Here is a 14520-nt window from a genome sequence, read left to right on the forward strand (position 1 = left end):
CTTTATACTTTCTTTACGCCGGGCCTGACGCTTTTTATCTCCCCTTTACGTCGGCTCTTTTAAGCTGAGTTCATTGCCGCTACGGCTTCATTGAAGAATGACTATGAACTCGATAATGAATGCGTTTTTCCTCAAAAGTCTCCGTCCGTACTTTAACTTTCCCGGCTTATCACTCCCTGGCGCACTCCATTCTGGTCTCTGGCTGGATGAAAAAATTGACGCCCTGCAGCACAACGTTGCCGTGGAAGTGGCCGATTATCTGGAACGTTACCCGCAAACGAAACATGTTGACGTTTACCTGAACGATATCAACGGCACGATGCGCGGCAAGCGCCTCTCGGTGGAGAGCATGCTGAGTCTGGAAAAAGGCTGTTATTTTCCGCTTTCCGTCTACTCAATGGATCAGAAGGGAAACATCGCCGCCCCGCTTTATGATGAACCCGATCGGCTGTGCGTCCCGGTCGCCGGCTCTTTGCGTCCCTGTCCGCAGGATCCGGAGCACACCGCGCAGATCCTGCTGACGATGAAAGACAGCGACGGTAACCCCTGCCCGCTTGAGCCGCGCGCGATACTGCAGAACGTCGTGGCCCGCTTCCACCAGCACGGCCTTTTCCCGGTCATTGCCCCGGAAATTGAGTTTTACCTGACGGGACAGGGCGAACGCGATCCGCAAAATCAGGGCTGTTTTCATATGGATACCTCGTCAGCGCATGCGGCGCTGTTTGACGAGCTGGAACAGCTGGCGCACCTGCAGCGCATCCCGCTGTCAGGGGTCGTAGCGGAAGCCGAGTCCGGACAGTACGAATTAAACCTGAAGCACAGCCAGCGCGTCGTTGAGGTCTGTGATAACGTGCTGGCCCTGCGCCGCCTGACCCGCTATGTCGCTGAAAAGCACGGTCTTCAGGCCAACTTTATGGCTAAGCCTTTCAGCCAGCTGTCCGGCAGCGGTTTGCACATCCATTTCAGCCTGAACAACAGCCGTGGCGAAAACGTTTTTGCCTCGCCGGTGAACGCGCTGAGCAGCATGATGCGTTTGTGCATCGCGGGCCAGCTGGCGCTGATGCCCGCCTCCGTCGCCATTCTTGCGCCGGGGGTCAACGCGTTTCGTCGCCTGCGTAAAAACCTGACGGAACCCGTCTTTAACTCCTGGGGCTATAACACCCGCTCCGCCGCCTTGCGTATTCCCTGCTCGGATGACAGCAATCGTCGCATTGAGTACCGGCTGGCCGGGGCCGATGCGAATCCGTATCTGGTGGCGGCCACTATTCTGACTGGCATGCTGTACGGGCTGGAACATATCGACGAAGGGGACCTCCCTGAGCCGCAGCACGACCAACCCGAACTGCCGCTGTTCCAGCAGGAGGCGATTGAGGCCTTTGCTCGCTGTCAGTATCTCACCGACAGCCTGGGCGACGCCTTTTCCGAACAGTGGGTCGCCTGCAAGCTTTCTGAACTCGACTGGTTTGAGCGCATTGTGACGCAGGAGGAGTCCCATCTGGCTTAGGGCATAAAAAAGCCCGCTCGGTGAGCGGGCCGGGTATGGCGAGTGACGATTACTTCTTACGGGCGTACTTCAGTGAATCCAGCGCAACCGCGAAGATAATGATGGCGCCCTTGATGATGTACTGCCAGTACGGGTTCACGCCGATGTAGGTCAACCCGTAGTTGATGACGGTGAAGATGATCACACCGGTCACCACGCCGAGCACCGTCCCCACGCCGCCGCTGAAGGAGACGCCGCCCACCACGCAGGCTGCAATCGCATCCAGTTCGTACATGAAGCCAAGGTTGTTCGTTGCAGAGCCGATACGGCCCGCTTCCAGCATCCCGCCGAAGGCGTAGAACACCCCGGACAGGGCATAGATGATGAGCAGGTTCAGAGCAACGTTTACGCCGGAGACTTTCGCCGCTTCCGGGTTACCGCCGATAGCGAAGATGTTTTTGCCAAAGCGCGTTTTGTTCCACAGGATCCAGACGAAAGCGACCGCAATCAGCGCATAGAAGGTGATATACGACAGGCGGAAGCTACCGAGCGCGATAAACCCTTGTGTAAAGGTCGAGAAGCCGCTGTCAAAGCCCGAGATGGGCGAAGCACCGACGAAGTCGTAGTACAGGGAGTTGATACCGTAAACGATGATCATCGTACCCAGGGTGGTGATGAATGGCGTCACGTTCAGGTAGGCGATGATAATACCGTTGATCAGACCAATCACCGCACCGATGGCGCAGACAATCAGGATCACCACGAAAATCGGCATGGTGGCCATTTCGGGGAAGACCTTGTTGGCGTTTTCCATCGACTGCAGCAGGGTTGCCGCGATAACCGCCGCCAGACCTACCTGACGACCGGCAGAAAGGTCCGTCCCCTGGGTCACGATCAGGCCCGCCACGCCCAGCGCAATGATAATACGCACGGAGGACTGGGTCAGAATGTTACTCAGGTTCAGCAGGCTTAAGAACGTAGGGTCCTGGAAAATGATGATTGCCAGCAAGACTAAAAGAACAACGTAAATACCGCCTTCTTTCAGGTAAGTGAGAAAACTTTTTTTATTTAACGCACTCATGAGGAGCCCCTGATCTTAAAGGTGCAAAGACGCAAGACGCAAAATTTCATTTTGCGTTGTCGTTTTGGTGTCAACAATACCGGCGACGAGACCATTGCTCATAACCAGAATACGGTCCGTGATCCCTAACAATTCCGGCATTTCGGAAGAAATAATAATGATCCCTTTATTCTTTTTCGCCAGCTCGGCAATCAGCTGATAAATTTCAAACTTCGCGCCGACGTCAATACCGCGGGTCGGCTCATCCAGCATCAGAATTTCTGGCTGCGTTAATAACCAACGGCCAATAATCACTTTCTGCTGGTTACCGCCTGACAGCGAACCAATCTGGGTGCGGTGGCCTGGCGTTTTTACGCGCATGGAGTCAATCACCCATTGGGTATCGCTCTTCATGCGGGAGTTATCCAGCAGCCCGACTTTGTTTTTGTAATTGCGAATGTTAGAAATTAACGAGTTAAAGTTAATATCCAGATAAGCATAAATACCGGTCGAACGACGCTCTTCCGTCACCAGCGCAAAACCATTATTAATGGCTTCGTTGGCGTTGTGGTTATTGATTTTCTTACCGTGCAGCGTAATGGTGCCTTCGGCTTTCTCACGAATGCCAAACAGGGTTTCCACGATATCGGTACGCTTTGCCCCCACCAGTCCGGCAATCCCCAGGATTTCACCCTTGTGCAGGTCGAAGGAGACATCGCGGATAGACGGCTGACGCAATGAGGTCAGATTGCGCACTTCCAGAATCACTTCACCCGGCTTGTTTTCTTTGTCCGGGAAGCGCTGGTTCAGGGAACGGCCGACCATCATGGCGATGATCTTGTCCATGTCCAGCCCTTCCAGCGGCTGCGTGGCAATCCACTGGCCGTCGCGCAGGATGGTGATCTCATCGCACAGCTGGAAGATCTCTTCCATTTTGTGGGAGATGTACACAATGCCGCAGCCGCGATCTTTCAGCTTACGAATAATGGTAAAAAGGTGGTTAACCTCTTTTTCCGTTAATGACGATGTCGGTTCGTCCATGATGACGATTTTCGCATCATAGGAGAACGCTTTGGCAATTTCGATCATCTGCATCTGGGAGACGGATAATGTTCCCACGCGGGCGCGCGGATCGATATCAATATCCAGCTCGTCGAAAATCGCCTTGGTGTCGCGATACATTTTATCCTGATCGACAAAGACACCTTTGGTGGGATAACGCCCCAACCACATGTTATCCATGACTGAGCGCTGCAGCACCAGGTTTAATTCCTGGTGAACCATCGAGATACCGTTTTCCAGTGCTTCTTTCGCTGAATGGAAATCGATCTCTTTCCCCTGAAAAAGAATGCTGCCAGAATCTTTTTGATAGATCCCAAAAAGGCATTTTAATAATGTTGATTTACCCGCACCGTTCTCCCCCATTAAGGCATGAATAGAGTGAGGACGCACTTTTAAATTAACATTATCGAGTGCCTTAACGCCGGGAAATGACTTGTTGATACCGCTCATTTCCAACAGGTATTCACCGGATGACTGAGTTGTTGTGCTGACCATAATTATACCTTGTTGGCCTCGCATATCGCGTTATAAAAGGGCGCAACGAATTGCGCCCAGTGGAGACAAGTTAACTCTTTTATTTACCGATAAACTCAGCCAGGTTGGACTGGTCTACGCCCACGTAAGGTACGCGAACGATTTTGTTGTCAATTTTCCAGTTGGTGCCATCTGCCGCACCTTTGCCATCGGCCAGGTTTTTCGCCAGATCGAAGGTCGCTTTCGCCTGGTTGTTGGCATCGTTCAGCACGGTACCGGCCATCGCACCGGATTTAACCAGCGCCAGCGCTTCTGGCAGCGCATCCACACCGAATACCGGGATAGAGGATTTGTTGTGTGCTTTCAGCGCTTCTACCGCACCCATTGCCATCGCATCGTTGTTGGCGATAACCACTTCGATTTTGTTGGCGTTAGGGCCGGACAGCCACGCGTCCATCTTATCTTTCGCCTGAGCGGTATCCCACATCGCGGTATCTAACGCCAGCTGCTGGGTTTTCAGGCCCTTGTCGTTCAGCTCTTTGATAACGTAGGTGGTACGCGCTTCAGCATCCGGGTGACCAGGTTCGCCTTTCAGCAGCACGAACTGAATCTGACCGTCTTTGTTCAGGTCCCAGTTCGGGTTCGCCGCCCAGTGTTTCGCGATCAGATCGCCCTGAATAATACCGGACTCTTTGGAGTCGGTACCGACGTAATACGCTTTATCGTAGCTATCCAGCGCCTTACGGGAAGGTTCTTTGTTGAAGAAGACGATCGGCACGTTCTGGCCGCGCGCTTTTTCAATAACCGTGCCTGCTGCAGCCGGGTCAACCAGGTTGATGGCCAGGGCTTTCACGCCTTTCGCCAGCAGAACGTCGATCTGGTCGTTCTGTTTGGACTGGTCATTCTGGGAGTCGTTCATCAGCAGCTGAACGTCTGGCGCTGCTTTCGCATCTTTCTCAATCGCTTTACGCACAACAGACATGAAGTTGTCGTCGTATTTATAGATGGTCACACCAATACGGGTATCCGCAGCGTGGGCTGCTGCACCAAAAAGCATGCTTGCCATTACAGCAGACAGGGTCAACACCTTCTTATTCATGGTATCTCCGGTTTTTTTTATGCAGGGTAGTTCTTGTGAATAACGAGCGGCGGGCAGATGTTAATAAAACGTTACTGACAGCCGAGGTTCACTTATAAAATTTCTCTCTTCCGTGTTCGGTAACGCTCCAGAAATGCGTTTTATTCGTTGTTTGCGGCACATTGGCTATAGTGAAAGTGAATAATCACTGTTACATAGCGTTTCAGCCCCTAAAACGCTGACATCATAGTCAGCGCCTTGTTAAGATACTGTGAATTTACTCACAGATTGAAAACGGTTACATCACCACATGTAATCAGTTAGTGATCGGAACCACAGTTTGCCGGGCCGCGACGGAGTGACGACGCACTAAAGTCGGCATGAAACAGTGTGTTGCCCCCGGATCCAGCACGCCAGCAGCCCCCTGTAACGCCAGCTCAGTCGCCAGTTTTGCCATAGAGGCAATGGGGTAACGCACGGTTGTCAGCTGCGGGTCGGTGTAACGGGCAATCGGGATATCATCGAAACCAATGAGTGATAAATGCTGTGGCACCGCAATGCCGTTATCCTTCAGCGCCGTCAGGGCGCCTGCCGCCATGCTGTCGTTATAGGCAAACACCGCAGACAGCTGCAGATTGCGGCCCAGCAGCTCTACCATCGCCGCTTCACCGCCCTGCATGTCCGGCGTGCCGGTCCCCACCCAGCTTTCGGATGGCGTAATGCCGTGCTCTTTCAGGGCATTTTGCCACCCCTCGCGCCGCAGTTCGTCATCTTCAATCTGATGGCTGGAGGCCAGATAACCGATCCGCTGATGTCCGTTGTTGATGAGCATTTTCGTGGCCATCATGGCGCCGCTGACGTTATCCAGCCCGACGCAGCGGTGGGCATAGCCGGGGACGATGCGGTTGATCAGCACCATGCCCGGGATCTGCTCCATCAATCCGGTTAGCTCTTCATCGCTTAAGGCTTTTGAATGGACAATCAAGGCGTTACAGCGCTGGCGGATCAGCACTTCAATGGCATGACGTTCTTTTTCCGCCTCATGATAGCTATTGCCGATCAGGACATATTTCTGATGCTGCTGGGCGACCATATCGACCGCTTTCACCAGTGCGCCAAAAAAGGCATCTGACACATCCATCACCACCACGCCGATGGTGTCGCTAACCTGCGTCGCTAGCGCCTGGGCATTGGCATTTGGCCGGTACCCGAGCTGGGTCACGGCCTTCATTACGGTTTCACGGGTTTCAGGGCTGACCAGCGCGCTATTGTTGAGCACGCGTGAGACGGTAGCCACAGAAACACCCGCCTGACGGGCGACGTCACGAATGGTGATCATATTCACCATCCTTCAAAGGATTGCAGCAACTCACAGACACCCCCTGTGTTTAGCAAGGTGGCTATTTTGGCAGCGAGAGAAAGGGGACTACGTGAAGAAGCTCACAGTCATGAAAACGCTTACATCCGTTTTGTTAATGATTGTGATCCAGATCGTTATCTGGATGTATTTTTCAATGATATCCCTGAAGCACGTGCGGTTAACTGACGCCATACCCACTCCAGCGGTCCCTGGCGGAAATAGCGTAGCCAGAGCACAGAAAACGCCAGGTTTACTGCCCAGACCGGAATAACAAACGCCAGCAGCGTAAGGCGGTCGAATTTCATAAACAGACCAAAGCGATAGAAAAGCGTGGTGCAGATCAGCGTTTGCAGGAGGTAATTGCTCAACGCCATGCGGCCCACGCAGGCGATAGCGCTGACCATCCACAGACGAGAAAGCGAGGGCCAGAAGCCGTAGATCAGCGCCGCGTAGCCGATGGTCTGAAACGGCGCGCTCAGTTCACGCGGCACCTGGAGCAGGAACGCGCACCAGCGGTAATCCCAGTGGATATGCCACTGCATCATCACCGCCGGGAGATTAATCAGCACGCCGAGCAGCACCAGACCGGCGCCGGTGCGACGATAGTGACGCAGGCTGAATTCCCCTTTCAGCCAGCCGGTGCGCATCAGTGACGCGCCCATCAGCATCATGCCCGCCAGCTGCCAGCCGTATTGCGCGCCCAGCGCAAGGAGGTTGTCCCCCAGCATATCCGCGCGGTTGCTTATCGCTTCCGTACCGCCCTTCAGCTTCCAGAACTGCTCGTACTGCAGGTTAGCGGCATCCGGGATCCAGGCACGGTTTGTCGTCTCGCCGGAGATCATCCCCAGCAGCAACAGCACTCCAAGCCCCATGACATAGAGCATCACCCCGGTGTTGAACAGGCTTTTAACGCTGTGCGCATCGCGAATGAGGCGCCAGCAGATGAGCCCGACTAACCCATAGGCAAGAAGAATATCGCCGTCCCAGAAGAACAGGCCATGGATAAAGCCGAGGATAACCAGCAGCGTCAGGCGCGACTGGATCCAGCGTGTGCCGCGTTTGAGGAGAAGCTGCAGGCCTGCGCCAAACAGCAGGGCAAAGAGCGTGAGGAATTTGACCTGCGCAAAGAGATCGAGGATTGCCCAAGTCCAGGCATCACTGCGGGTAATGTCGCCATACCACGCGGGATTGAGATACGCCGCCTTCGGCAAACCGAAGGCGGTGATATTAAGCAGCAGGATACCGAGAATGGCGACGCCGCGAACAAAATCGAGCGTGACGTTTCGCTCCATGGTCCCTGCCCTGTAAGACTTAGTTGTGGTGACGTACGGCGCGCAGGAACTCCTGGCGGGTATTCTGGCTCGATTTAAACAGACCGCCCAGCGAGGTTGTAGTGGTCGCACTGGTGGCATCGCGCACGCCGCGCGCTTTCACGCAGTAGTGAACCGCGTCGATAGAGACGGCCACGTTATTGGTGCCCAGCAGCGTTTGCAGCGCGGTCAGGATCTGCTGGGTCAGACGCTCCTGCACCTGCGGACGCTGAGCGAAGAACTGCACGATGCGGTTGATCTTCGACAGGCCAATCACCGTGTCTTTAGGGATATACGCCACGGTCGCTTTACCGTCAATGGTCACGAAATGGTGTTCGCAGGTGCTGGTCAGCGTGATATCGCGAACCGTGACCATCTCGTCCACTTTCATCTTGTTTTCAATGACGGTGATTTTCGGGAAGTTGGCGTAATCCAGGCCGGAGAAAATTTCGTCGACGTACATTTTCGCGATGCGGTGCGGCGTCTCCATCAGACTGTCGTCACTCAGATCGAGATTCAGCAGCTCCATGATGTCGGTCATATGACCGGCAATCAGACGCTTGCGGGTTTCATTGTCCAAGTCCTGTACGGGCGGACGCAGTGGCGTTTCAAGACCGCGCGCAACCAGGGCTTCGTGGACCAGGGCAGCTTCTTTACTGAGTGATGACATTTTGTTCTCCTGCAGGTGTGGCGTCTTTTGCCCTCGTTGTGGCAAAAGTATGCGTTCATTGTGCGTGAGGCGGCGCACATAATCCAGTATTCACGACGATAATTATTGCAATTGCTGTTGCCTTTCAGCGTGACGATTCCAGACCAGGGCTCCGCCAACGAACAGCGCCAAGCCCGCCAGCCCCAGCGCCGGCTCCAGCCGGTGGGTAAGCCAGGTTGATAACGCCGAAGTGACGGGGCCAATCAACTGCCCAATCGCATACCCGGTGGTGAGCAGGCCCGCCATATAGCGCGTGTGGTTTGGCGCCAGCTCGCGACCGTATAAAAGAGAGAGCTGCACGGCACACAAAAAGCCGCCGCCCACCAGCAGCCCGCCTGTCAGTAACCCGCCAATCCCCGGCAGCAGCCAGGCCGCCAGCACGCCCGCCCCCTGTAACCACAGTACGATAGCCAGTCTGCGGTTAGCCGTTGAGGTATGGCGTAACAGAATACTGAGCGCAATCCCCACCACGGCGGCGAGACCAAAAATCGGCCAGACAAACTGGGCAAACAGGCTGCCGGGAAAACGCACGGCCGCCATTTGCGACAGGAAGGTAGCCGGGAGGATATAGCCAAACCCGGCCAGGCTGTAGCTCCAGACCAGACGCGTTAAATCTGCCGTCAGCACCAGCGGCTCCGGCGCGGTGCCGGGTCGATGGAGCTGCCCGGATCGCGGCAGGTAGCGCGCCACCAGGGCAATCAGCACTAGCGCCAGCACGCCGTAGATTTGCCATGCCGCCCCGGCCGACAGGGACTTCGCCTGAATATAGACGGCGAGCAGGCCGCTCAGCGCAATGCCTGCCCCCGGCCCGGCAAATACGGCAGCGCTCAGGCCCGGTTTACCCAGCTGTCCCAGCCGTTCGTTAGTCCAGGCGGCAATGAGTACCATCGACCAGCCGCTCATGCAGCCGATGACAAAACGCAGCAGGCCGTGCACGACGGCATTATCCGCCGCCGCGGAGAGCAGCGTCAGCGCCACCGCGCCGGTGATGCCAAGCCAGAGGCGCGTTTCAACGAAGCGGTGCGCACGCATCGCATCCCACGCACCCACCAGATAGCCCAGATAGTTCATCGCCGCCACCAGACCCGCGCTGGTCAGCGTAAGCTGTCCGGCAGCAATCATCAGCGGCACCTGGGGCGTAAAGGCAAAACGCCCTATCCCCATCGCCACCACCAGCACGACAAACCCACTGAGCGCAATACGCAGCGCCATGACCGCTCCAATTGTTAAAGAAAAGTAAATTTATGATGCAGCATCTCGCCGTCTGGCGAAAGTGAAAGTTACTCACAGGTCAATGAAAAGGCTGTATTATGGGTTTTATGAATACGCATTCTCATTAAGGATCCCTGCATGGAACTGCTCGAAGAGCACCGTTGTTTTGAAGGTCGACAGCAGCGCTGGCGGCACGACTCCACCACCCTGAACTGTGCAATGACGTTCAGCATTTTCCTGCCGCCGACGGAAAATCCACCGGTTCTGTTCTGGCTTTCCGGCCTGACCTGCAACGACGAAAACTTCACCACCAAAGCGGGCGCGCAGCGTATTGCCGCCGAGCTGGGCATTGCGCTGGTGATGCCTGACACCAGCCCGCGTGGCGACGATGTGGCCGACGATGCCGGATACGACCTGGGCAAAGGTGCCGGGTTTTATCTCAATGCGACCGAGCAACCCTGGGCGCGCCACTACCGCATGTATGATTACCTTCGCGATGAACTTCCTGCGCTGGTGCAGTCGCAATTTGCGGTCGGTGAGCGCTGCGCAATCAGCGGCCACTCAATGGGCGGACACGGGGCGCTCATCATGGCGCTGAAAAATCCGGGGAAATACGTCAGCGTGTCGGCATTTGCACCGATTGTGAACCCAACACAGGTGCCGTGGGGGCAGAAAGCCTTCACACACTATCTGGGTGAGGATGCGGAAAAATGGCAGGCATGGGACAGCTGCGCGCTGATGCTGGCCAGCAAAGCTGAAGAGGCCATTCCCACCCTTATCGATCAGGGTGATGCGGACCAGTTCCTCGCCGGACAGCTACAGCCTGCGGTGCTGGCAGAAGCGGCACGCCAGAAGGACTGGCCGCTGACGCTGCGCATTCAGCCGGGATACGATCACAGCTATTACTTCATTGCGTCCTTCATTGAGGATCATCTCCGCTTCCATGCGGAGCATTTGTTCGGGTAAGTGCGGCCGATTGCCGGGTGGCGGCTTTGCCTTACCCGGCCTACATTCGTGGGTTTTGTAGGCCCGGTAAGCGAAGCGCCACCGGGCATAAAGGTTACATCAGAACTTATAATCCACACCGACAAAGTAGCGACGGCCATCTTCCGTGTAGCTGTAATCGTCGCGGCTCAGATCTTTGTCCAGCAGGTTCTGCACGCCCGCACGCAGCTTCACGCTTTTCGTCGCCTGCCACGCGGCGCCGGTATTCCAGATAACATAGCCACCCGGCGTTGGGTCGCTGCTGGTCAGCGCGCGTTTCTCACCGGTGTAGTTGCCCTGAACATAGAACGACCAGTCCTGCGTCGCCTTCCAGTCAACGGTCCCGTTGGCGGTATGGAACGGCAGATCGGACAGCGGCTTGTTGCCACCGTTGCTGATATCACGACCGTCGTTGTAGGTGTAGTTCAGCGTCACTTTCCAGTCGTCCGCCAGCGGGAATTTCAGCTCGGTCTCCACCCCGCGGATGCGCGCCTTGTTGACGTTGTAGTAGCGGAATATCGGTTCACCGTCCGCATTCAGGCCAACGTAGTTAGGGTAGCTCTGCGCCTGCTTCGCATTGGCCGTACGGCTGATGCTGATGCGGTCATCGACGTTATTCTGGAAGGTGGTCACGCTGGCCTGCACGCCCTCTAACCAGCCCTCTTCCCCGCTGTAGTACAGACCGAACTCGAAGCTCTCGCTGGTCTCCGGTTTCAGATCCGGGTTACCGACAATCTCACAGGCACCGCGGCACGAGCCGGTGACCCAGTCCGGGCTCAGCTGCAGCAGTGACGGCGCTTTAAACGCGGTCGCCCAGCCCCCTTTCACCGTTACGGTATCGGTCGCGTTGTAGACCAGATAGGCGCGCGGGCTCCAGTGGTCGCCGTAGGTATCATGGTCATCCATACGGATGCCGGTGGTCAGCGCCAGAGGTTCAAAGATACGCCACTCGTCCTCCAGGAACAGGGCATACTGGCTTGTCGACGTACTGCTGCTTGAATCGCCCGTCAGGTTGACCGGATCCTTCAGCTTATCGTGACGCCATTCGCCGCCGAAGGTCATCAGCTGGTTGATGTCGCCCAGCGGCAGCACGTATTTCCCGTCCACCGCGTTGCTCTCGGAGGTGATCGGATTGCTGTTGCCCGGGTTTTTGTTATCCACCTTCTCGCCGTACACCTTCAGCTCGCTGTTGCCGACGCCCCAGCGGCCGTTGTGGCTGAGAGAGTAGTTCTGACGCTCAAGGCGGTTTTTGTCGAGAGAATCCGAGTCACGATCCTGACGGTCGAAACCGTAGCCCGCCGTAAAGTCATGATTTTCAGACGGCGTCCAGGCGAACTCCACATTCGCATCGCGGCTGGTGAAGCCTTCAATGCGCGGTGTTTCACCGCTCGCCGTGGTAGAGGACTTCTGCTGCCCGTCTTTCTCACGCTTTGCGAGGCTACCGTAGGCTTTCAGCCCCAGCAGACCGTCCACCAGCGGACCGCTGGTATAGAATTGACCGTTGTAGGTGTCTCCACGGTCGCGATGTTCCTGAATTGTGGAATCGGCGCTCAGGGTACCCGTCCATTTCTGGCCGATTTTTTTGGTGATAATGTTTACCACGCCGCCCAGCGCATCGGAGCCGTAAAGAGAAGACATCGGTCCGCGCACAACTTCAATTCGTTCGATGGCGTCAACCGGCACCCAGTTGAGGTCGAAATCATTATGGCGGAACACCGCGTTACGGGAATTGACGCGCTTGCCGTCAATCAGGATCAGCGTGTAGCTGCTGTCCAGTCCGCGAATACTTACCCCTTTACGGTTGTCCCCTTCGCTCGTGAGCTGCACGCCCGGCACATCCCGTAACACATCTTTCAGATTCTGAACGGGTTTGCGCTGCAAATCTTCCTGGGTGATGACGCTGATGCTTGCCGGTGCGTCTTTCAGGTTTTGCTCGGTCGCGGAGGCCGTGACAACCATTGTGTCGCCGGATTCCGCTGCGATAACAGGCAGGGCCAGGGACATTGCGGACGCGCAAAGTCCTCCCCTGACGAAGGGATTCAACCTAAACATTCCATATCTCCATGAGGTAAATACAACTCAATCAAATCATCATTGCTCACAGCGTCTTCCTGGCCGCCCACATCTCCGGTGGGTCGGTGACACGCTTATTTTTGATAACGATAAAGCAAACGATAATTATTATCAATTAAATTGTTAAGAAATATATCTTTGTTTCAGGGGGCGGGAATAAAAAAGCCCGCTCAAACGAGCGGGCTAACAGAGAGGAAGTGCGGTTATTGTTTAAATCGTTCCGGGAATTCCATTTCACTGTAGCGAACGAAGTGTGTTCCTTTCGTCAGCTTGTAACCAAACCAGATGACGAGGAACAGCGGAATGCCAATGTAGGTTGCCGTGACGGCGCCCCAGTCAATGGTGTCCGCCAGGAACGCTTCATAGTTCTGTCCCAGCGTAATGATCAGGCACAGAATGAAGGCGAAAATGGGACCCAGCGGGAAGAAGCCGGAGCGATACGGCAGCTGGTTAACGTCATAACCCTGTTTGACGTAGCCACGGCGGAAACGATAGTGGCTAATGGCAATCCCCAGCCAGGCAATAAAGCCCGTCATCCCGGAGGTGTTAAGCAGCCACAGGTACACCGTCTGGTTGCCAAACATAGAGGTCAGGAAGCACAGACCGGCGATCACCGTAGTGGCGTACAGCGCGTTACGCGGTACGCCGCCACGGGACAGCTTCGCGAAAATACGCGGTGCTTTACCGTCGCATGCCAGCGTGTAGAGCATACGGGTGGACGCGTACATCCCGGAGTTACCGGCTGACAGTACAGCGGTCAGGATAACGGCGTTCATCACTGCCGCGGCAGAAAGCAGACCGGCGTGCTGGAAGACCAGCGTGAACGGGCTAACGCTAATGTCTTTAACGTCATTACGCAGCAGGCTTGGATCGGTGTACGGAATGATCAGGCTGATAATCAGGATCGCGAACACATAGAACAGCAGGATACGCCAGAAGACCTGACGAACCGCGCGCGGAATATTCTTCTCCGGGTTCTCTGACTCACCGGCAGCAATGCCAATCAGCTCGGTTCCCTGGAAGGAGAAGCCGACAATCATTGCCACGCCAATCATTGCCGACAGTCCACCGGCAAACGGCGCATCGCCTATTGTCCAGTTACTCCAGCCCGCAGGTTCTGCGCCTTTGAAAATACCAACGATCATCGCCACACCGACGACGATAAAGATGATGACGGTTGCCACTTTGATCAAAGAGAACCAGTATTCCGCTTCGCCGAAACCGCGCACGGAGATGTAGTTCAGCAGGAAGATGACGGCCAGGAACAGGGCGCTCCAGATCCAGCCCGGCGTATCCGGGAACCACCAGTTCATCACCAGCTGTGCGGCGACAAGGTCAACGGCGATGGTGACCGCCCAGTTGTACCAGTAGTTCCAGCCCAGCGCGAAGCCGAAGCCTTCTTCAACGTATTTTTGACCGTAGGTCGAGAACGAACCGGATACCGGCATGTACGCGGCCAGTTCGCCGAGACTGGTCATCAGGAAGTACACCATCAGGCCAATCAGGATATAAGAGAAAAGTGCCCCACCCGGGCCGGCTGCCGAAATCGTTGCGCCAGAGGCAACGAAAAGACCTGTACCGATTGAGCCGCCAATGGCGATCATCGTCAGGTGACGCGCCTTGAGTTCACGACGTAGCGTGGGCGCTTCTGTGGTTTTAATTTCTGAAACCATATGAAAATGCTGTCCATTTAATAAATGAGGCGCGATTGTAGC

At 55.6% G+C, this 14520-nt stretch carries 11 protein-coding genes; 2 read left to right on the top strand and 9 right to left on the bottom strand.

Annotated features, from left to right (window positions below; all coding sequences use genetic code 11):
* Positions 1-115: 115 nt before the first annotated feature.
* Positions 116-1504 carry a glutamine synthetase family protein gene (locus V1572_RS17995; protein WP_395300000.1) on the top strand — a complete coding sequence of 463 codons (1389 nt, stop codon included), beginning with the start codon at positions 116-118 and terminating at the stop codon, positions 1502-1504.
* A gap of 49 nt (positions 1505-1553) precedes the next feature.
* Here V1572_RS17995 and mglC read toward each other — a convergent pair whose 3' ends face one another.
* From mglC to V1572_RS18030, 7 genes are all read right to left on the bottom strand, one after another.
* Positions 1554-2564, bottom strand: coding sequence for a galactose/methyl galactoside ABC transporter permease MglC (gene mglC, locus V1572_RS18000; RefSeq protein ID WP_008500921.1), 1011 nt, complete (start codon positions 2562-2564; stop codon positions 1554-1556).
* 15 nt (positions 2565-2579) lie between these two features.
* Positions 2580-4100, bottom strand: coding sequence for a galactose/methyl galactoside ABC transporter ATP-binding protein MglA (mglA, locus tag V1572_RS18005; RefSeq protein WP_008500922.1), 1521 nt, complete (start codon positions 4098-4100; stop codon positions 2580-2582).
* 79 nt (positions 4101-4179) lie between these two features.
* Entirely contained in the window at positions 4180-5178 is a 999-nt protein-coding gene (gene mglB, locus V1572_RS18010; RefSeq protein ID WP_008500923.1) for a galactose/glucose ABC transporter substrate-binding protein MglB, read from the bottom strand.
* A 295-nt stretch (positions 5179-5473) separates the two neighbouring features.
* Positions 5474-6496, bottom strand: a complete 1023-nt coding sequence (galS, locus tag V1572_RS18015; RefSeq protein WP_196365105.1) for an HTH-type transcriptional regulator GalS — start codon at positions 6494-6496, stop codon at positions 5474-5476.
* Between the two features lie 155 nt (positions 6497-6651).
* Complete coding sequence (gene yeiB, locus V1572_RS18020) at positions 6652-7809, bottom strand: DUF418 domain-containing protein YeiB (RefSeq protein ID WP_334762646.1); 1158 nt, start codon at positions 7807-7809, stop codon at positions 6652-6654.
* Between the two features lie 19 nt (positions 7810-7828).
* Positions 7829-8497 carry a GTP cyclohydrolase I FolE gene (gene folE, locus V1572_RS18025; RefSeq protein WP_008500927.1) on the bottom strand — a complete coding sequence of 223 codons (669 nt, stop codon included), beginning with the start codon at positions 8495-8497 and terminating at the stop codon, positions 7829-7831.
* Between the two features lie 102 nt (positions 8498-8599).
* Complete coding sequence (locus tag V1572_RS18030; RefSeq protein WP_395299444.1) at positions 8600-9748, bottom strand: YbfB/YjiJ family MFS transporter; 1149 nt, start codon at positions 9746-9748, stop codon at positions 8600-8602.
* A gap of 138 nt (positions 9749-9886) precedes the next feature.
* Between V1572_RS18030 and fghA the strand changes: the two genes are divergently transcribed.
* Positions 9887-10714: an S-formylglutathione hydrolase gene (gene fghA / locus V1572_RS18035; RefSeq protein ID WP_325841147.1), complete on the top strand. Its 828-nt coding sequence runs from the start codon at positions 9887-9889 to the stop codon at positions 10712-10714.
* 99 nt (positions 10715-10813) lie between these two features.
* Here fghA and cirA read toward each other — a convergent pair whose 3' ends face one another.
* Both cirA and V1572_RS18045 read right to left on the bottom strand, forming a co-directional pair.
* Positions 10814-12784 carry a catecholate siderophore receptor CirA gene (cirA, locus tag V1572_RS18040; protein WP_395299445.1) on the bottom strand — a complete coding sequence of 657 codons (1971 nt, stop codon included), beginning with the start codon at positions 12782-12784 and terminating at the stop codon, positions 10814-10816.
* Between the two features lie 224 nt (positions 12785-13008).
* A complete protein-coding gene (locus V1572_RS18045) occupies positions 13009-14478 on the bottom strand; it encodes an amino acid permease (protein WP_008500931.1) in 1470 nt (489 codons plus the stop codon).
* Positions 14479-14520: the final 42 nt, after the last annotated feature.

The organism is Enterobacter quasiroggenkampii (assembly GCF_043972695.1).
Lineage (GTDB): Bacteria > Pseudomonadota > Gammaproteobacteria > Enterobacterales > Enterobacteriaceae > Enterobacter > Enterobacter quasiroggenkampii.